Source organism: Psychromonas arctica, from assembly GCF_038155225.1.
Classification (GTDB): domain Bacteria; phylum Pseudomonadota; class Gammaproteobacteria; order Enterobacterales; family Psychromonadaceae; genus Psychromonas; species Psychromonas arctica_B.
The window spans coordinates 51123-70556 of the sequence record NZ_JBAKBA010000015.1 but is presented as its reverse complement, the minus strand read 5'-3'; the positions used below and the strand labels follow the sequence as shown (position 1 = coordinate 70556).

At 36.4% G+C, this 19434-nt stretch carries 14 protein-coding genes and 1 other RNA gene; 12 read left to right on the top strand and 3 right to left on the bottom strand.

The features are described from left to right. Nucleotides 1-3: 3 nt before the first annotated feature. The 4 genes from V6255_RS08255 (at nucleotide 4) to V6255_RS08240 (ending at nucleotide 4440) form a co-directional block, all read left to right on the top strand. Nucleotides 4-1194 carry an amino acid aminotransferase gene (locus tag V6255_RS08255; RefSeq protein ID WP_341627719.1) on the top strand — a complete coding sequence of 397 codons (1191 nt, stop codon included), beginning with the start codon at nucleotides 4-6 and terminating at the stop codon, nucleotides 1192-1194. A gap of 246 nt (nucleotides 1195-1440) precedes the next feature. Beyond that, a complete protein-coding gene (gene pssA, locus V6255_RS08250; protein WP_341627718.1) occupies nucleotides 1441-2790 on the top strand; it encodes a CDP-diacylglycerol--serine O-phosphatidyltransferase in 1350 nt (449 codons plus the stop codon). A gap of 527 nt (nucleotides 2791-3317) precedes the next feature. After that, nucleotides 3318-3413: signal recognition particle sRNA small type (ffs, locus tag V6255_RS08245), an RNA gene on the top strand. A gap of 61 nt (nucleotides 3414-3474) precedes the next feature. Further along, nucleotides 3475-4440 carry a lauroyl-Kdo(2)-lipid IV(A) myristoyltransferase gene (locus tag V6255_RS08240; protein ID WP_341627717.1) on the top strand — a complete coding sequence of 322 codons (966 nt, stop codon included), beginning with the start codon at nucleotides 3475-3477 and terminating at the stop codon, nucleotides 4438-4440. Between the two features lie 156 nt (nucleotides 4441-4596). Here the strand turns inward: V6255_RS08240 and V6255_RS08235 are convergent, their stop codons facing one another. Continuing rightward, nucleotides 4597-5331 carry a YciK family oxidoreductase gene (locus V6255_RS08235; RefSeq protein ID WP_341627716.1) on the bottom strand — a complete coding sequence of 245 codons (735 nt, stop codon included), beginning with the start codon at nucleotides 5329-5331 and terminating at the stop codon, nucleotides 4597-4599. Between the two features lie 126 nt (nucleotides 5332-5457). Here V6255_RS08235 and sohB point away from each other — a divergent pair, with 126 nt between their 5' ends. The 7 genes from sohB (at nucleotide 5458) to purF (ending at nucleotide 14416) form a co-directional block, all read left to right on the top strand. Further along, the gene (gene sohB, locus V6255_RS08230; RefSeq protein ID WP_341627715.1) at nucleotides 5458-6507 is read left to right on the top strand and encodes a protease SohB; all 1050 of its coding nucleotides are present in this window, start codon (nucleotides 5458-5460) and stop codon (nucleotides 6505-6507) included. A 183-nt stretch (nucleotides 6508-6690) separates the two neighbouring features. Further along, nucleotides 6691-9351 carry a type I DNA topoisomerase gene (topA, locus tag V6255_RS08225; RefSeq protein ID WP_341627714.1) on the top strand — a complete coding sequence of 887 codons (2661 nt, stop codon included), beginning with the start codon at nucleotides 6691-6693 and terminating at the stop codon, nucleotides 9349-9351. A gap of 167 nt (nucleotides 9352-9518) precedes the next feature. Next, nucleotides 9519-10304, top strand: coding sequence for a tRNA pseudouridine(38-40) synthase TruA (gene truA, locus V6255_RS08220; RefSeq protein WP_341627713.1), 786 nt, complete (start codon nucleotides 9519-9521; stop codon nucleotides 10302-10304). A gap of 14 nt (nucleotides 10305-10318) precedes the next feature. Next, on the top strand, nucleotides 10319-11602 hold the full coding sequence (gene folC / locus V6255_RS08215) for a bifunctional tetrahydrofolate synthase/dihydrofolate synthase (protein ID WP_341627712.1): 1284 nt from the start codon (nucleotides 10319-10321) through the stop codon (nucleotides 11600-11602). Between the two features lie 13 nt (nucleotides 11603-11615). Then, complete coding sequence (locus V6255_RS08210) at nucleotides 11616-12233, top strand: SPOR domain-containing protein (protein WP_341627711.1); 618 nt, start codon at nucleotides 11616-11618, stop codon at nucleotides 12231-12233. A gap of 73 nt (nucleotides 12234-12306) precedes the next feature. After that, nucleotides 12307-12810 carry a CvpA family protein gene (locus tag V6255_RS08205; RefSeq protein WP_025566023.1) on the top strand — a complete coding sequence of 168 codons (504 nt, stop codon included), beginning with the start codon at nucleotides 12307-12309 and terminating at the stop codon, nucleotides 12808-12810. A 91-nt stretch (nucleotides 12811-12901) separates the two neighbouring features. After that, on the top strand, nucleotides 12902-14416 hold the full coding sequence (purF, locus tag V6255_RS08200) for an amidophosphoribosyltransferase (protein ID WP_341627710.1): 1515 nt from the start codon (nucleotides 12902-12904) through the stop codon (nucleotides 14414-14416). Nucleotides 14417-15258: 842 nt separating this feature from the next. Here the strand turns inward: purF and asnS are convergent. Both asnS and bioA read right to left on the bottom strand, forming a co-directional pair. Then, on the bottom strand, nucleotides 15259-16659 hold the full coding sequence (gene asnS, locus V6255_RS08195) for an asparagine--tRNA ligase (protein ID WP_025566021.1): 1401 nt from the start codon (nucleotides 16657-16659) through the stop codon (nucleotides 15259-15261). A 244-nt stretch (nucleotides 16660-16903) separates the two neighbouring features. Further along, nucleotides 16904-18202, bottom strand: coding sequence for an adenosylmethionine--8-amino-7-oxononanoate transaminase (bioA, locus tag V6255_RS08190; RefSeq protein WP_341627709.1), 1299 nt, complete (start codon nucleotides 18200-18202; stop codon nucleotides 16904-16906). Between the two features lie 158 nt (nucleotides 18203-18360). Here bioA and bioB point away from each other — a divergent pair, with 158 nt between their 5' ends. Further along, nucleotides 18361-19428 (top strand): biotin synthase BioB, encoded by a 1068-nt coding sequence (bioB, locus tag V6255_RS08185; RefSeq protein ID WP_037050760.1) that lies wholly within the window; start codon nucleotides 18361-18363, stop codon nucleotides 19426-19428. Nucleotides 19429-19434 lie beyond the last annotated feature (6 nt).

The following is a 19434-nucleotide window of genomic DNA, read 5'->3' as shown; positions in this document are numbered from 1 at the left end:
AGTATGTTTGAACAAGTAAGTATGGCACCTGCAGATCCAATCCTTGGTTTAACAGATGCATTTAAAAAAGACGTCCGCACAGATAAAATCAACCTAGGTGTTGGTATTTACAAAAATGAAATGGGGCAAACGCCAATTTTAGCGACAGTTAAAGAAGCTGAAAAACGTCTACTTGCTGAAGAAACCACCAAAAGCTACCTTACTATCGAAGGTATTGCAGCTTACGGTGATGCTGTTCAAACATTATTATTTGGTGAAAATGCTGAAATAATCACTTCAAAACGTGCTCGTACAGCACAAGTGCCTGGTGGTACTGGTGCATTACGTACGGGTGCTGATTTTGCGGTTACTAAATTAGGCATTAAAAAGATTTGGGTAAGTAACCCTACTTGGGCAAATCACGGTAATGTATTCAAAACATCTGGCTTAGAAGTGGTCGCGTATGATTATTATGATGCAGAGACTAAAGATTTAGATTTTGATGCAATGGTTGCTTCACTACAATCTGTTGAAGCAGGCGATATGGTATTGTTCCACGGCTGTTGTCATAACCCAACGGGTATTGATCCAACACAAGCGCAATGGGAAATACTAGCAAAACTAATTGCTGAACTAGGTGCTATACCATTCTTTGACTTTGCATACCAAGGTTTTGGTCATGGCGTTGATGAAGATGCACAAGGTTTACGTACTTTTGCAAAATATAACAAAGAACTATTGATTGCTAACTCATTCTCTAAAAACTTTGGTTTATACAACGAACGTGTTGGCGGTATTACCCTGGTAGCTGAAGACAGTGATATTGCAGACAGTGCATTCAGCCAAGTTAAAGCGGGTATCCGTTCTAATTACTCAAACCCTCCATGTCACGGTGCAGCGATTGTAACGACTATCTTAAATGACGCTGAGCTTTATAAGCAATGGGTTGAAGAAGTTGCTGAAATGCGTAACCGTATCCAAGAAATGCGTGATTTATTTGTAGCAACGTTAAAAGAAAAAGGCGTTAAAGGTGACTTTAGTTTCATTAGTCGTCAATTAGGTATGTTCTCTTTTTCTGGTTTAACGGTTGAACAAGTAAACCGATTAAAAGAAGAGTTCGCCGTTTATATTGTAGGCTCTGGCCGTATCTCTGTAGCAGGTATGACTAAAAACAATATGCAACCATTATGTGATGCTTTAGCTAAAGTTATCTAATTAACCTTCTGGTTGTTAAATCATTAAACCTTTGCACATTAGTTGTGCTTAGGTTTAATGCTATCAAATTCACTGTTTTTTAGTTGTTATATCGTTAATGAATAACTATTTCTAAAAATAAATGCTAACGTAGTTATCCGTTTCATTGTTTGAAGATAACTACTATATCAATACTTTACTTTATAGCGTAGTTTGTATCTGAATAGAGTACTTAATAGTGATGTTGGTAAAATATGATAGAGATTTATGAGTAAAAAAATTAATCAAAACCTTTCATTTCTAACAAAATTGAAAAAGCTTCCAATATCTGCAGACAATGTAAGATGCTTATTAACGACCAAGGCATTTAAAACAGAGTTATTTCAGCAGATCAATTCCGCCACTAAACGTATCTATATTGCTGCTTTGTATTTAGAAGCTGATGATGCAGGCGAAGAAGTTTTAGATGCGCTATATCAAGCAAAAGAGAATCATCCTTCAATGGATATTACTGTTTGTATTGATTTTCATCGTGCACAACGAGGTTTAATTGGTGCTGAAAAGGGCGGAGATACTAATACGACTTGGTATCAGAAGGTTGCTGCATTAAAAGGCCGTGGTGTTAAAATTATCGGTTTGCCAGTTAAAAGAAAAGAACTTTTTGGTGTACAGCATTTAAAAGGTTTTATTTTTGATAATGTTGTTTTTTACAGTGGCGCGAGCATTAATAATATTTACCTTCATCAGCAGGAGCGATATCGATTTGACCGTTATTGGTTAATAACAGATAACGCATTAGCTGATTCAATGGTTGATTATATTCAACAAGTCATTATCAATAGTGAAGCGGTTGTAGAACTCAATGCGCCTGTTGTACCTAAGTTCAATGAATTTAAAAAAGAACACAAAAACTTAAGTCGTAACTTAAAACTATCTGGTTACCGATTCGACCCAATTGAATGTAATGGCTTAGCTGTCAGACCTCTCACTGGGATTGGTACAAAGAAAAACTTATTAAATAAAGTGATTAGAGCCATCTTTCACTCTACCGAAAAAGAATTAATTTTATTTACACCTTACTTTAATTTACCGACTGCTCTATCTCGTGATATTTCAGCATTATTAAAACGTAAAGTTAATATTACTATTGTTGTTGGTGATAAAACCGCCAATGATTTTTATATTCCTGAAGATAAACCCTTTAAAACGATTTCCGCTTTACCTTATCTGTATGAAGTAAACTTACGTAATTTTGCTAAGAAACATCACACTTCTATTTTGCAAGGCCATTTAAAATTACATTTGTGGAAACATGATTCCAATAGTTTTCATTTAAAAGGTATTTATTCAGATCAACGTTTTTCATTATTAACAGGTCATAACCTCAATCCACGGGCTTGGCGTTTAGATCTTGAAAATGGTTTATTAATTGATGATCCGGAACAAAAATTAAGTACACAGTTTAATGAAGAGCTATCCAATATTATTTCTCATACACGTTTGATTGAAAGTTATCGAGATATTGATGATATGGCGATGTATCCAGATAAAGTTAAACAATTAATATCACGCTTAAAGAGAGTTAAAGCAGATCGAATTATAAAAGGTATTATTTAGTGTTTGCTATGACACTTACCTATCATTTCTAATCGAATACAGAGTTAAAATTATTAATTAACGTACTTAGTTAAAGAAGGGGGGCATCGCTTCCTCCCTTTTTCAATCAATTGACCCACCTTAAATAAGGTTAACACTTTTATTCCAGAACAGAGATTAATTATAAATGAGCGTGATTAATTTCGTTTCTTTTGTTCAACGCTTATTAAATTAAACAACTAGCAGTCGTAAATTCAACCTTCAAGTACATTTCCGAATTCGTAAATTAAAAAAACAAGTTTAATGATTTTATTTATTAACTTTAATTTGATCAATATTAAAAGAAGTAATACTTATAAAGTTGAAATAAGCCCAGATTGCATCGTTTTAATTACTATTTTTAACCATACTAAATATTATTTGCTAAAAGTGCTGACTATTTAATCGCTTAGACTCATTATACTCATTTATCTATTGAATTATGTTTCTGCTTACGTATAATTCTTCGCATCAAGTGTTAAGGCTTGATGCAGTGACAATGGTAGACCTCTTGGTTTCTCGCATTGATAACTTATTAACCTGGTCAGAGCCGGAAGGCAGCAGCCATAGTAGGTGATTCAAGTGCCGAGAGTTTGCTGGGAGGTCTACCACCCACCCAAATATCTCTATATAATCTAATCACTCTTAGTTTCTAAAGGTCTAAATATGACCCAATATAATTCTCGTTTTGATACTTCACTTAAAGCAAAGCATTTCCTTCCAAAATACTGGGGAACTTGGCTACTATTAGCTTTATTATTTATTTGCAGTTACATACCTGCCTCTTTAAAAGATAAGTTTGCAGCATGGCTTGCCGATAAACTCTATAGTGCTAATTTTTTAAAAAAACGTAAAAGAATTGCATTTATCAATCTTGGGTTGTGTTTTCCTGAATATACTGAATTAGAAAAAGATGCGCTGATGCGAGAAAACTTTCGTTCAGTTGCTCAAATATCACTTTCATTAGGTGAAATCGCTTTTCGTAGTAAAAGTTTTTTACGTAAACGCATTAACTTTGTTGGTGAACACTTTGTAAAAGAAGCTGAAGCAGCAGAACAAGCTATCATTTTTTTAGCTCCCCATTGTTATGGTGTTGATTTTGCAGGTGTTGCTGCGATTTCAGCTCGTGGGTATCCTTTATCTAGTATGTTTAATGATTATAACAATCCTATTTTTGATTGGTTTGTTACCAACTATCGAACTCGTTTTAGTAGATTGAATGATAAAGGAACACTTTATCACCGTAGTGAAGGTTTAAAACCTTGTATTAAAAGCTTACGAGATAAAGCGCATTTTTACTATTTGCCAGATGAAGATCATGGACGTGATAACAGCCTTTTTTCTTCATTTTATGCAACCCAAAAAGCAACACTGCCAGTCATTGGACGCTTGGCTAAATTAGGGCGTGCCGTGGTTATTCCTACTTATACATCTTATAACGCTAAAACAGGCAAAATAGATGTTATTTGTCATGCACCTTTAAATACAGTTCCAAGTGGTGATGAACAGCAAGATACGGATTTAATGAATGCAGCGATCGAGAAGGTGATCAATGAAAATAGAGCGCAATATATGTGGACGCTAAAATTATTTAAGACAAGGCCTGAGGAAGGGTTAAAAATATATAAATAACCACTAAAGTTTGTCTCGCTCTCTTATTTACTAAAAAGGCAGCTTAGCTGCCTTTTTGTTTGTCTGTAAAAAAGTAACGACTTTGATGACAGGCCACTAAAAAATACCAGAAAAAATATATCGGTGGTGAGAGTTATTCATTCTAATATAGTAGGCTCACTGAGCGTTGAACCGTTGCCCTGTTACTTTAATACTGTCATTTCCTAATAAATATAAATACACCGCTAAAATTTGTTCTGGTGTTTTAAGTAAATTGACATCTTCAGCAGGGTAGGCACTTGCACGCATTGCAGTTTTAGTTGCGCCCGGATTAATCGCATTAAAGCGCAGAGAGCTATTTTCATATTCATCAGCCACGCATTGCATCATACCTTCCGTTGCGAACTTAGAAACGCTGTATGGACCCCAGTATGCTCGACTTTTTAGGCCGACACTTGACGTTGTAAAGATAGTACTAGCATTTTGAGCTTTTTCTAATACAGGGATTAAATGTTTAGTCATTAAAAATCCCGCATTAAGGTTCGTTTGCATCACCTCATTCCACATTGTATTTTCAATTTGTATGAAAGGACTTAATACACCCAAATGGCTTGCATTATGTACCAACCCATCTAACTTTCCATACTCACGTAATATCGTATCCGCCATATCTCGATAATGCTCTTCAGTGGCACCATTTAGATCTACAGGTAAAATAGCCGCAGATTTTTTATTTAAAGCTTCAATTTGATCGTAGACAGCTTCTAGCTTCTTAACTGTTTTTCCTAATAGGATCACATTCGCGCCCAATTCAGCACATTTGATTGCGAGTGCTTTGCCAATACCAGCCCCTGCGCCAGTGATCAGGATAGTTTTATCTGCCAATAAATTATCAGGTGCAATGTAATCCATTTAATAGTCTCTTCTTAGTAAAAAGTGGCATGATAACTTTTTTTTTAAAAAAACACTCAAACTCTTTTGTACGTTGGGACATTTTTTGTCATGATAAGCGCATATATTATATAAAGAGGATTTATTTTGGATTATTTATTGCAGTACGGGCTATTTTTAGCCAAAGCTATTACATTTGTTATTACTATTGTTGCTATTTTAATCGCAATTATAGCCTTAACCAGCAAACAAAAAGCCAAAAAAGGTGAGCTAGAAATAACAGATTTATCCGAACAAATTAACGATACAAAGAAATCTATATCAGAACAATTATTAACCTCTGCACAGTTAAAAGCAAAACAAAAAGAAGATAAAAAAGCACTTAAAATAAAGCAAAAAGAAGAAAAGAAATCTGCAGGTAAAGCGTCACAACCTGAAAGCTCTCCACAACTTTATGTTGTTGATTTCAAAGGAAGCATTGATGCAAAAGAAGTCGCGTCATTACGTGAGGAAGTCACTGCTATTATAAGCGTGGCATCTGAGAAAGATGAAGTGTTTGTACGTCTAGAAAGTGGTGGTGGTATGGTCCATGGTTACGGACTGGCAGCATCACAATTACAACGTTTAAAAGATAAAAATATTCCACTTACTATTTCAGTTGATAAAGTGGCTGCAAGTGGTGGTTATATGATGGCTTGTGTTGCAGACAAAGTTATCGCCGCACCTTTTTCTATTATTGGTTCAATTGGTGTCATTGCTCAAATCCCTAATTTTAATAAACTGCTTAAAAAACATGACGTTGAATTTGAACAGCTCACTGCGGGTCAATACAAACGAACGTTAACTATGTTTGGTGAAAATGATGATTTGGGTCGTGAGAAATTCAAGCAAGAGTTAGAAGAAACACATCAATTATTTAAACATTTTGTGAGCGAACATCGTCCACAATTGAATATTGATAAAATTGCAACCGGTGAGCACTGGTATGGTTCACAGGCGTTAGATTTGGAACTCGTTGATAAAATTCAAACAAGTGATGATTATCTACTAGAACAACTCGATTCTAGACATATTGTGCAAGTTCGTTACCAAAAAAGTAAAAAATTAGCTGAAAAAATAGGAAAAAGTGTCGCTTCGTCTGTAGAATCCAGTTTTTTAACAATAATGCAAACGAATGTATCAAGAATGTTTAAATAACGTTATGCATTAAAATATGTTAAAAAGCCGACTTTTAACGAGTCGGCTTTTTATTTGTATCTTCCAAAAATAAAAGAAATAGGTTGCTATTAGTTAAAACTTTGGATTATATAAAAAAGAGAAATTCATTGGACGAGTTATCATTCTTTCTGAAACAGACTATTTATTAGGTACTAAAGCAATATGAGCAAATCTCTGGTTATCGTAGAATCACCTGCCAAAGCAAAAACAATCAATAAATATTTAGGCAAAGATTTTATTGTAAAATCAAGTGTTGGACACGTACGTGATTTACCAACAAGTGGTAGTGCTAAAAAATCTATCGATGCTAAAAAGAAAAAATCTTTAGCTGGTTTAACCCCCGCACAAAAAGCAAAAGAAACAGCAAAAAGAACACAAGCTGCGTTAGTTACTCGAATGGGTATCGATCCAAAAAATAACTGGGCTGCAAATTACGAGATATTACCCGGTAAAGAAAAAGTTGTTGATGAATTATTAAAACTTGCTGAAGATGCTCCCACTATCTATCTCGCAACCGATTTGGATAGAGAAGGGGAAGCAATCGCTTGGCACCTTAGAGAAATTTTAGGTGGCGATCACAGCAAGTATCAACGTGTGGTCTTTAACGAAATAACAGAAACTGCTATTCAAGAAGCGTTTAAACACCCAACGGAATTAAATGTCGATGGTGTCAATGCACAACAAACACGTCGTTTCTTGGACCGGTTAGTTGGCTTTATGGTTTCACCATTACTTTGGAAAAAAGTAGCGCGAGGCTTATCTGCTGGCCGCGTTCAGTCAGTGGCTGTTAAATTGTTGGTTGAACGTGAACGTTTAATCAAAGCATTTAACCCTGTAGAGTTTTGGGATCTTCATGCTCAAACTATCTCACAAGACAAAACCTCTTTACGTTTAGAAGTTTACAAACAAAATGATAAAACCTTTGCGCCTGTTAATGAGCAAGAAACATCAGTTGCTGTAGAAGCATTAAAAGATGCGACTTATAAGCTGCATTCACGTGAAGATAAACCAACAACCAGTAAAGCAAGTGCGCCATTTATCACTTCAACTTTGCAACAAGCAGCAAGTACACGTTTGGGTTTTGGTGTTAAGAAAACCATGATGCTTGCTCAACGTTTGTATGAAGCAGGTTACATTACTTACATGCGTACCGATTCAACTAATTTAAGTAAAGATGCTGTGGCATCGGCGCGTGAATTTATTGAAAAAGAATTTGGTAGTAATTATTTACCAGAAAATGCAGTGTCATACAGTAGTAAAGCAGGGGCTCAAGAAGCCCATGAAGCAATCCGTCCTTCGGATGTTTCACAACGTGCTGAATTAATCGATGTTACAGACAAAGATGCAAAACGTTTATATGAACTTATTTGGCGCCAATTTCTAGCATGTCAAATGCTACCTGCGTTATATGATTCATCAACGTTAGTCATTGAAGCTGGTGATTACAAGCTTCGCGCTAAAGGACGTACATTACGTTTTGCAGGTTGGACAAAAGCACAACCAGTAACAAAAAGTAAAGCCGATGAAATCCATTTACCTGATTTAAAAGTGGGTGAAGAGTTAACATTGGTTGAACTAGAGCCACTACAACACTTTACTAAACCACCTGCCCGTTTCTCTGAAGCTGCATTGGTTAAAGAATTAGAAAAACAAGGTATTGGCCGACCATCAACTTACGCAAGTATTATTTCAACCATTCAAGATCGTGGTTATGTGAAAGTTGATAAACGTCGTTTCTTTGCGGTTAAAATGGGTGAAATCGTGACAGACCGTTTAACTGAGAATTTCACCGATTTAATGAGTTACGATTTCACTAAAGCAATGGAAGAAAAGTTAGATGCCATCGCAGAAGGTAATGCGGATTGGCATAAAGAGTTAGATAGATTCTACAAGAACTTAACAACACAACTTGATAAAGCTGAATTACCGGTTGAAGATGGCGGAATGCGTCTTAATGATCCTGTTATTATTGACGAAGTAGCTTGTCCTACATGTGATCGTCCTATGGGCATTCGTACGGCGAGTACTGGTGTTTTCTTAGGGTGTTCTGGTTATGCATTACCACCGAAAGAGCGTTGTAAAACCACAATTAACTTAGTTGATGGTGAAGAAGTTGAAGATCTTCTAAGTTCTGAAGATCTTGAAACGGCTGCTTTAATGGCGAAACATCGTTGTCCTAAGTGTGACACAGCAATGGATAGCTACTTAATCGACGAGACACGTAAACTACACGTTTGTGGTAATAATCCACTTTGTGATGGTCATACGGTCGAAGTTGGTGAGTTTAAAATCAAAGGTTACGACGGTCCGATTGTTGAATGTGATAAATGTGGCACTGATATGCAGCTTAAAGATGGCCGCTTTGGTAAATACATGGATTGCACCAATGAAGAATGTAAAAATACACGTAAGATATTACGAAGTGGTGAAGTTGCTCCGCCAAAAGAAGATGCAGTGCATTTACCTGAATTAGAGTGTGAACAAAGCGATGCTTATTTCATTCTACGTGATGGCGCTGCAGGTATCTTTTTAGCGGCAAGTACTTTCCCGCGCTCTCGTGAAACGCGTGCGCCTAAAGTGGTTGAATTAGCTAAATTCCGCGATAGAATTTCAGAAAAATTCTATTACTTAGCTGATGCTCCTCAAAAAGATCCTGAAGGGAATCTCGCTGTTGTTCGTTATAGTCGTAAAAATAAAGAACAATATGTTATGACCGAAATTGATAAAAAAGCAACGGGTTGGACTGCTAAATATATTGATAATAAATGGGTAGAAGATATCACTAAAAAGAAAGTGGCTAAAAAAGCGAAAGCTAAAAAGTAGTCTTTTACACTTTCTTTAAATGGCAGCCTTGGCTGCCATTTTTATATCTTTAATTTGTTGATTGATTTTTCAGCGACTAACAGTGTTGTTCATACCTAACATCTTGTTGCTGGTTTAAATTTTTAAACATTTGTATATACTAGCGTTTTTTCAAAGGATGGTTTCAAATGCGCATAGCTTTAGGTATTGAATACGATGGTGCTAATTATTATGGTTGGCAAAGACAAAAAGAAGTTAATTCTGTTCAAGAAGAGCTAGAAAAAGCATTATCTAATATTGCAAACCATCCCGTAACGGTTAATTGTGCAGGTAGAACCGATGCTGGCGTTCACGGTACAGGACAAATCGTTCATTTTGATACCGATTCAGATCGACAAGTGAGTGCTTGGACATTAGGTGTGAATGCTAAATTACCCGGTGATATAGCCGTGCGTTGGGTTAAAGAAGTTGATGATTCATTTCATGCGCGATTCAGTGCAACTGCGCGTCGTTATCGTTACATTATTTATAATGGTGTTTACCGTCCAGGTATTCTCAGTAAAGGTTTGAGCCATTATCATTGTGATTTAGACGCCGAACTAATGCAGCAAGCAGGGCAATTTATAGTTGGACAACATGACTTTACTTCTTTTAGAGCATTACATTGCCAAGCTAACAGCCCAGTCCGTACTATTGAATATTTAAATATTACACGACGCAGTGACTTTATTATTATTGATATTAAAGCCAATGCTTTTTTACACCACATGGTGCGTAATATTGCGGGCAGTTTAATTGAAGTAGGGCAAGGCAAGCAACCTGTTGATTGGTTAGGTACTTTGCTTACTTATAAAGACAGATCAAAAGCGGCAGCAACCGCTAAACCAGGTGGTTTATATCTCGTTGAAGTGGATTACCCAGAACAATTTGATTTACCAAGACCTGCTTGCGGTCCTTTATTTTTAGACATTTAATGTGACAAAACACTATGACAACTAAAACATCAAATATCCCTTTTTCAGCAAATGATTTAACGACTTGGTTAAAGCACCTAGAGCAATTACATCCTAATGTTATTGAATTAGGATTAAAACGAATCACTGAAGTCGGTAAGCGTTTAAATCTAATTAATTTCGATGCTAAAGTCATCACAGTCGCCGGTACTAATGGTAAAGGAACGACTTGTGCTTACTTAGAAAAAATATTGATTGATGCAGGTTTCAAAGTGGGTGTTTACAGTTCACCTCATATTCACCGTTATAATGAACGTCTTCGTATTAACTTTCGTGAACTTGATGATCAACGACATTGCGAAGCGTTTGCTGTTATTGAAAAAGCACGTCTTGATATCTCTCTGAGTTATTTTGAATACGCAACATTAGCGTGTTTATATCTTTTACAACAACAGCAATGTGATTATATTTTATTAGAAGTGGGATTAGGTGGACGCTTAGATGCAACCAATATGGTTGAGTCGGATATTAGTGTAGTGACAACGATTGGTATCGATCATATTGATTGGCTTGGCAGCGATAGAGAAGTCATTGGCTTTGAAAAAGCAGGTGTATTCAGATCAAATAAACCAGCTATTTGCGGTGAGCTCGATGTGCCACAATCAATTATTGACCATGCTGCTGCTATTTCATCACAATTAAAATTGGCTTCTCGAGATTTCTCTTTTGAAGTACTTGATGACAATACTTGGGCATGGAATGGTAAACAAACATTATCGCCAATTAAGCAAACATTAATGCCAATGCAAAACGCATCGACAGCACTCGCAGTAATCGAAGCTTTATCCATTGATATTGCACCTGAAAAATTGATATCCTCTATTGAAAACGCATCATTAGTAGGGCGTTTACAAGCATTAGCAGGTTATCATTGCGATTTTTATATCGATGTTGCTCATAACCCGCAGTCCGCAGAATATTTAGCGTCTCAACTAAAACGTTTAAAAGAAGCTAAAGAAGGGGACTGTAAAGTGCATGGCGTTGTTGGGATGTTGTCAGATAAAGATATGACTGCCACTTTGTCTGCCATTAATTTACACATTTCAGAATACAGTTTTGTTGACCTAAATTGTTATAGAGGCGCTTCTGCAGAGCTGCTTTTAGAAGCTTATAAAAAAAGTTTAAATAATGATCATACTGTGACCTGTTATAAAAATGTCATCAGTGCAGTTGATAAGGTAGTTAAGAATAGCGATGCATCTGATATAGTGATTGTATTCGGTTCTTTTCATACCGTTTCAGATATTTTAACCCATTAGCAAGGTATAGAACGTGGATTCTCAGTTTAAAAACCGTTTAGTAGGCGTCACAATATTAGTTGCACTTGTTGTTATTTTTTTACCGTCATTAATTGATGGTAAAAAAACAACGTACCAACAAGAATTTGTAGCCACACCGATTAAACCTGAATTAAAAGAACACTCTAAAACTTTCCCTGAAACAACTGCAGTCAATAACGAACAACTTATTATTGAAAATGAACCTAACGGTGATGATCAAAGTGAGACAGAAAGTACTTCTGACTGGAAAGTTGAAGAAGTCGCTTCAACAGTGGTTATAGACGAACCAACAGCACAACCAGCAGAAATTAAATCAGCACCGACTCCTAAACCCGTTACTGTTAAAGCCCCTGTATTTGATGACCCAGCTTGGACGATACAATTAGGGGCTTTTCAAAACAAAGCCAATATTAATACATTATTGAAAAAATTGAATAAAGCTGGCTTTCAAGCTCATACGGTTCCTAAAGAAGTCATTGATGGACAATTGACTCGTGTGTTTGTTGGGCCTGATGTGTCAAAAGAAAAATTAGAAGAAAAACTACCAAGATTGAAAAGCTTAACAAGTTTAAATGGTAAGTTAGTGCCATTTAACCCAATTGCACCTTAGTTTTTGAAGCCTTTTAAAACATTCTCTGTTAGAATGCGCGCGTCAAAGACTCACTACAATATTTAGGGATAGTATGAATTGGTTTGATTTCGCCATACTGGGTGTAATTGGTTTATCATCATTAATTAGCTTAATCCGAGGCTTCACTAAAGAAGCTGTCTCCCTCGTCACTTGGTTCGCTGCCTTTTTTGTCGCCAGCAACTTTTATCCCGAAATGGCACAGTTCATTACTGGCATTGAAGACCTTAAAATACGTAATAGTGCAGCTATTGCGATCCTCTTCATCGCTACATTATTGATTGGCGCTCTCGTCAACTACATTATTAATCGTCTTGTTGCAGTCACAGGTTTATCAGGTACCGATAGGTTACTTGGTGTTATCTTTGGTGCGATACGCGGTATTTTGATTGTTAGTGCATTATTATTTTTCGCTGACTACATCACCTCATTCGAAGAAACGCTATGGTGGAAAGAGGCTCAATTACCTCCTCATTTTGCTATTGTCATTACATGGTTTTTCGAACATTTAGAGAGCTCATCAAGCTTTCTAAAAAATATACAATCAACCAAGATATAATCGTTGATTAGCAAAAATTAGTCCTCAATTAAAAAGCACATTTGTTTGTGCTTTTTTGTGAACTCTCTTAAAAATAGAAAGGCTTTAATTTATGTGTGGAATAGTGGGTATAGTTGGTTCAACTCCTGTCAATCAAAGTATTTATGATGCGTTGACCGTTTTACAACACCGTGGACAAGATGCCGCTGGTATTGTGACAACTTACAATGGTAACTTTAAACAACGTAAAGCAAACGGTTTAGTGAAAGATGTTTTTGAAACTAAACATATGCAACGTTTAAAAGGTAACAGTGGTATTGGCCACGTTCGTTATCCTACTGCAGGTAGCTCTAGTGCTGCTGAAGCTCAACCATTCTATGTTAATTCACCTTGGGGTATCTCATTAGCGCATAACGGTAACTTAACGAATGCAAAAGACCTACGTGCTGCATTAGTTAAATCTCGCCGTCATATCAATACCACTTCAGATTCTGAGCTGCTATTAAACACATTGGCTGCTGAATTAGGTAAAACAAAAACGGATCACTTATCACCAGACGATATTTTCCATGCTATCGCTGAAGTGCATAAACAAATTAGCGGTGCTTATGCCGTAACTGCATTAATCATTGATCATGGTTTAATTGCTTTTCGTGACCCTGATGGTATTCGTCCTTTAGTGCTTGGCTCTCGCCAAACTGACGAAGGTGATATCGAGTATATCGTTGCCTCAGAAAGTGTTGGACTTGATACTATTGGGTTTAGATTTCTACGTGATGTTGAACCGGGTGAAGCGGTGTACATTACAGAAAATAGAAAATTATTTACTCAACAATGTGCTGAAAAAACATCATTAACGCCTTGTATCTTTGAGTACGTTTACTTTGCTCGTCCCGATTCAACATTAAATGGTATTTCGGTTTATGAAGCACGTTTAGAAATGGGCCGTAAATTAGGTGCTAAAATTAAACGTGAATGGTCTGATTTAGAGATCGATGCGGTTATTCCTATTCCAGAAACATCAAATGATATTGCATTAGAAATCTCTGTTGAATTAGGTCTTCCGTACCGTCAAGGTTTTGTAAAAAACCGTTACATCGGTCGTACTTTTATCATGCCAGGGCAAACTCAACGTCGTAAATCAGTACGTCGTAAATTGAACCCAATTTCAGCTGAATTTAAAGGTAAAAATGTACTGTTAGTTGATGACTCTATTGTACGTGGTACAACATCGGAACAGATTATTGAAATGGTAAGAGAAGCAGGTGCTAAGAAAGTTTATTTAGCGTCAGCTGCACCAGAAGTACGTCACCCAAATGTGTATGGTATTGATATGCCAACACCGGAAGAGTTGATTGCGCATGGTCGTAACGCTGAACAAATCAGTGATTGCATCGGTACTGATAAGCTGATTTTCCAAGATCTACAAGATTTAAAAGATGCAGTTGGTAAACAAAATCCTGCAATCAAAGAATTTGAATGTTCAGTTTTTGACGGTAAATACGTCACGCCTGGTATCAACAAAGAATACTTTGATTATTTAGCAAGCCTACGTAGTGAAGATGCTAAAAAAGTACAAACTCAAAAAGAAGAAATTGCTAATTTAGAGATGTATAACGAATCTTAATTTAGCCTTATCGTTTCATAAAAAGCACAGCTCAGGTTGTGCTTTTTTGTATCTGTCACTTAATAATACCAATCACACTAATTAACTGATCTATTTTACTTGTTAAAATAACTTATTTCTTCGTTGTAAATATCGTAAAGGGAACAACCATTTAGCTCAATTTACGCCTTAAACTAAGTCATATTTCCTGCGCAAAATTTAGATCACTTATTTAATGTAATCGGTATAAACTGTTGACCCAATGCTTGAAAAATAAAGAAATAAGAATCACTATAAAATGACTATCGATAAAGAACGAATACACTAGTTTAATAATCGGCTTTGTTTAATCATATAGGAATGAGGGTTGTACATTAATGAAATAGATTAATATCCTTTAATCTAATAACATCGAGCGATTCAATGAAGAGAAGTGACGCGTTAGATACTTTGACGTTGTGGTATATCGAAGGTGGCAGTACAGATTTAAGGTACATTATACCAATCACAATAAATAGCTTATCTATTTTACTTGTTAAAACAATCCACTTCCTCGTTGTAAATTTCATAAAGGAAACAGCCATTAAAGAATTAACGTATTTTGGTTAATTCTCGGATAGACGATTAACGAACTTAATCTTCGACAGGCTGAAGTTACGCCTTGAATTGAACTGTTTTTCCAGCGCAAAATTTAGATAATATATTTAATGTAATCGGTATTAAAAAAGAAACATAAAAAAACCAGCGAGAAGCTGGTTTTTTTTGATTTCTAAAGTTAAAAATAAAAGTTATTCAATCATTGATCGCTCAATTGATAATTCAATGAACAGAACAGTTAATAAGTCACTTTTAATCTTCAAGCTTTAAAATTCAGCTGTACCTGGTGCACGAGGGAATGCAATTACGTCACGGATGTTTTGTACACCTGTTACATAAGAAACTAGACGCTCAAAACCAAGACCGAATCCAGCATGAGGTACTGTTCCGTATTTACGTAAATCACGGTACCAGCTGTAATCTTCTTTATCTAAGCCCATTTCTTCAAGGCGTTTATCTAAAGCGACTAAGTCTTCTTCACGTTGACTACCACCGATGATTTCACCGATACCTGGCGCTAATACATCCATTGCCGCTACTGTTTTACCATCTGCATTTAGTTTCATGTAGAAAGCTTTAATATCTTTAGGGTAATTTTGTAGAATAATCGGCGCGCCAACATGCTCTTCAGCTAGGTAACGTTCATGCTCAGATTGTAAATCTACACCCCATTCAACAGGGTATTCAAATGTTTTGTCACATTTTTGTAGAATATCAATGGCATCAGTGTAATCCATGCGAACAAACTCAGAGTTAACCATGTTTTGTAATCGTGTAATTGCTTCTTTATCGACACGTTCTGCAAAGAACGCCATATCATCTGCTCGTTCAGTTAATACTGCGTTAAATACATATTTCAACATATCTTCAGCTAATTGTGCAGCATCTGATAAATCAGCAAAAGCAATTTCAGGTTCAACCATCCAGAATTCAGCTAAGTGACGTGTTGTATTTGAATTTTCTGCACGGAATGTAGGACCAAACGTGTAAACATTACTTAATGCACAAGCATACGTTTCAGCATTTAATTGACCAGAAACCGTTAAGAATGTTTCTTTACCGAAGAAGTCTTTTTTGTAATCTACTTTACCTTCAGCGTTGAGCGGTAAGTTTTCCATATCTAATGTACTAACTTGGAACATTTCACCCGCACCTTCACAGTCACTACCTGTAATGATTGGCGTGCTGATCCAGTTAAATCCACGCTCATAAAAGAAGTTATGAATAGCATGTGATAAACAGTTACGAACACGTGTTACTGCACCAAACATGTTAGTACGAGGACGAAGGTGAGCATGTTCACGCATGTATTCAATACTATGACGCTTAGCTGACATTGGGTAAGTATCTGGGTCTTGTACAAAACCATGCACGACTACTGATGTTGCTTGTAGCTCAAACTGTTGGCCTTTTCCTGGGCTTTCAACTAATTCACCAGTAACGGCAACGCTACAACCCGCTGATAAATTTAATACATCAGCAGTATAATTTTCTAATTCTGAAGGGACAACAGCTTGAATAGGATCGAAGCATGAACCGTCATAAATATTTAGAAAAGAGATGCCAGCTTTTGAATCACGTCGAGTACGGATCCAACCTTTTACTGTTACTTGGCTGCCTAATGCAAATTTGCTGTTGAAAATATCAACAATGAGTGTTTTTGACATCTTAAATAGTGCTCCATAATCACAGTCTTAACTGTTTTATACTAAAAATATTGATAGCTGCATATATTACCTCGGACAGATTTAGATACAAGTCTCTCACTCTATATTAATGGCACTATTGACCTTTAATCGTGCATATAATCTTAAGCTTTCGTCGGTGTAGTGTGTAACACTGGTTTTACCACTGTATTTTACGATCGTATTTTAACTAACAAACGTCACTTGAAATATAGGATTGGAGTGGTTAGTCTATCGTTTTGCACACTTGGTAAATGGCATCACATAATTTGTTTATTTGTTGTTCTGATGCAATGTAAGGTGGCATCAAATATATTAATTTACCAAAAGGGCGGATCCATACCCCTAAGTCTACAAACTGTTTTTGTATCTCCACCATATTCACGGCTTGATTTAATTCAACAACGCCAATCGCACCTAACACTCTGACTGAATTTACACTAGGCAATGCTCGGCAACGACTAAGTTGGTTTTGCAATTGATCTGATAGGGTAGAGACAAATTGTTGCCAATTTATTGTTAATAACATTTTTAAATTTGCATTTGCGACTGCACAGGCTAACGCATTACCCATGAAAGTAGGGCCGTGCATAAAGACACCGGCTTTGCCATCACTAATGGTTGTTGCAACATGTGTTGTGGTTAATGTTGCTGCAAAACTCATATAACCACCCGTTATTGCTTTACCTAAACATAAGATATCAGGGCTAATATTCGCGTGTTCACAAGCAAATAACTTCCCTGTTCGGCCAAAGCCGGTAGCAATTTCATCAGCGATTAATAACACACCGTATTCATCACATAATGCCCTTGCTGCTTTTAGGTAGTTTGGGTGATAAAAATACATTCCGCCTGCACCTTGAACAATAGGTTCTAAAATTAACGCTGCTATTTGAGTATGATGTTCTTTTAATAGTTGTGTTAAATCATCCATGGCATTTTCATGCCAAGGTTGATCAAATGTGATGTTAGGTTGTTTGGTAAAGAAATTTTTTGCGACAAAATCTTGATAAAGCGCATGCATAGAGCCTTCTGGATCAGTGACACTCATTGCTGCAAAGGTATCACCGTGATATCCCTTTTTTAGTGCTATAAACTTTGTTTTGTTTTTACCTAATGACTGCCAATACTGAAGTGCCATTTTCATTGCCACTTCTACTGCCACGCTCCCTGAATCGCTAAAGAATACTTTATCTAATCCTTTGGGTGTTATTTCTACTAATGTTTTAGCAAGATCAACAGCGGGTTGATGAGTTAAACCACCAAACATAATATGCGACATTTTAGACAGCTGATCAGTTGCTGCTTCATTCAACTCTTTTACGTTATAACCAAATAAGCAAGCCCACCAAGATGACATGCCATCTATTAATGTTTCACCAGATTGTAAAGAGATTAAACATCCATTCGCACTTTCCACAGGATAACAAGGAATAGGTGCCGTCATTGATGTATAAGGATGCCAAATGTGTTGTTTATCGTAAGACAAATCGATTTTAGTACTTAATATACTTTTGTTGTTCATTTTGTAATCACATGTAAAGTTAATTGGTTATTTTAAGTTGACAGTGTATCTTTCAACATTAAACTAACCAAATACTTTTCAAGCTAGGTTATTAGATAATGTTAAATACGATGCAAAAGACAACAACAAGCACTACGTCAAATGTAATGGCAAGTACTATGCCTGAGAGCATAGTTAATAACTCGCAAGTTAGACGTGATTGGACGGTGACAGAGGTGAATGCCTTATTTGCGTTACCGTTTATGGATCTAATGTTTCAAGCACAAACGGTACATCGTGCGAATTTTCCTAATAATCAAGTGCAAGTCAGCACATTGTTATCTATAAAAACCGGTGCTTGCCCAGAAGACTGTAAATATTGTCCACAAAGTGCGCGTTATGATACAGGTCTTGAAAAAGAAACCTTAATGGAAGTTGAGAAGGTGATTAAAGCGGCTAAAGATGCTAAAGCAACCGGTTCAACTCGTTTCTGTATGGGAGCGGCTTGGAAGAACCCAAAACAAAGAGATATGCCTTATCTAGTTGAAATGATAAAAGAAGTTAAATCATTAGGGCTAGAGTCATGTATGACTTTAGGTTCCCTTGATGATCATCAAGCTCAGCAATTATCTAATGCGGGTTTAGATTACTACAACCATAACCTAGATACGTCACCTGAGTACTACGGTGAAATTATTACTACCCGTTCGTATCAAGAAAGACTGGATACCCTAGATAATGTTCGTAGTGCTGGCATGAAAGTATGTAGTGGCGGCATTGTAGGATTAGGTGAAGAAGGTAAAGATCGTTCTGGATTATTAGTTCAATTAGCAAATATGCCAGCGCAGCCTGAAAGTGTGCCTATTAACAAATTAGTTAAGGTAAAAGGGACTCCTTTAGAAAATGTAGATGATCTCGATGATTTTGAATTTATTAAAACGATCGCTATCGCACGTATTTTAATGCCTAAATCGCATGTTCGCTTATCTGCTGGACGTGAGGATATGTCAGAGCAAACACAAGCGCTCTGTTTTATGGCGGGTGCAAACTCCATTTTTTACGGTTGTAAATTATTAACCACCGCTAATCCTGACGAAAATTCAGATATGCGTCTATTTAATAAATTAGGCATTAATAAAGAAGAAATTAATTTTTCTCCTTACGAAACTGAAAAGAAAGTCGATGCTGCAATAGTACGCCATGCAGAAAAAGACGAACTTTTTTATGATGCAACAAGTCAGCTCTAGCCATAT

What these genes read in the sequence shown, in the direction of transcription:
- V6255_RS08255 (WP_341627719.1), top strand. Translation starts at nt 4, where the DNA reads ATGTTTGAACAAGTAAGTATGGCACCTGCAGATCCAATCCTTGGTTTA.
- pssA (WP_341627718.1), top strand. Translation starts at nt 1,441, where the DNA reads ATGAGTAAAAAAATTAATCAAAACCTTTCATTTCTAACAAAATTGAAA.
- V6255_RS08240 (WP_341627717.1), top strand. Translation starts at nt 3,475, where the DNA reads ATGACCCAATATAATTCTCGTTTTGATACTTCACTTAAAGCAAAGCAT.
- V6255_RS08235 (WP_341627716.1), bottom strand. Translation starts at nt 5,331, where the DNA reads ATGGATTACATTGCACCTGATAATTTATTGGCAGATAAAACTATCCTG.
- topA (WP_341627714.1), top strand. Translation starts at nt 6,691, where the DNA reads ATGAGCAAATCTCTGGTTATCGTAGAATCACCTGCCAAAGCAAAAACA.
- truA (WP_341627713.1), top strand. Translation starts at nt 9,519, where the DNA reads ATGCGCATAGCTTTAGGTATTGAATACGATGGTGCTAATTATTATGGT.
- folC (WP_341627712.1), top strand. Translation starts at nt 10,319, where the DNA reads ATGACAACTAAAACATCAAATATCCCTTTTTCAGCAAATGATTTAACG.
- V6255_RS08205 (WP_025566023.1), top strand. Translation starts at nt 12,307, where the DNA reads ATGAATTGGTTTGATTTCGCCATACTGGGTGTAATTGGTTTATCATCA.
- purF (WP_341627710.1), top strand. Translation starts at nt 12,902, where the DNA reads ATGTGTGGAATAGTGGGTATAGTTGGTTCAACTCCTGTCAATCAAAGT.
- asnS (WP_025566021.1), bottom strand. Translation starts at nt 16,659, where the DNA reads ATGTCAAAAACACTCATTGTTGATATTTTCAACAGCAAATTTGCATTA.
- bioA (WP_341627709.1), bottom strand. Translation starts at nt 18,202, where the DNA reads ATGAACAACAAAAGTATATTAAGTACTAAAATCGATTTGTCTTACGAT.
- bioB (WP_037050760.1), top strand. Translation starts at nt 18,361, where the DNA reads ATGCCTGAGAGCATAGTTAATAACTCGCAAGTTAGACGTGATTGGACG.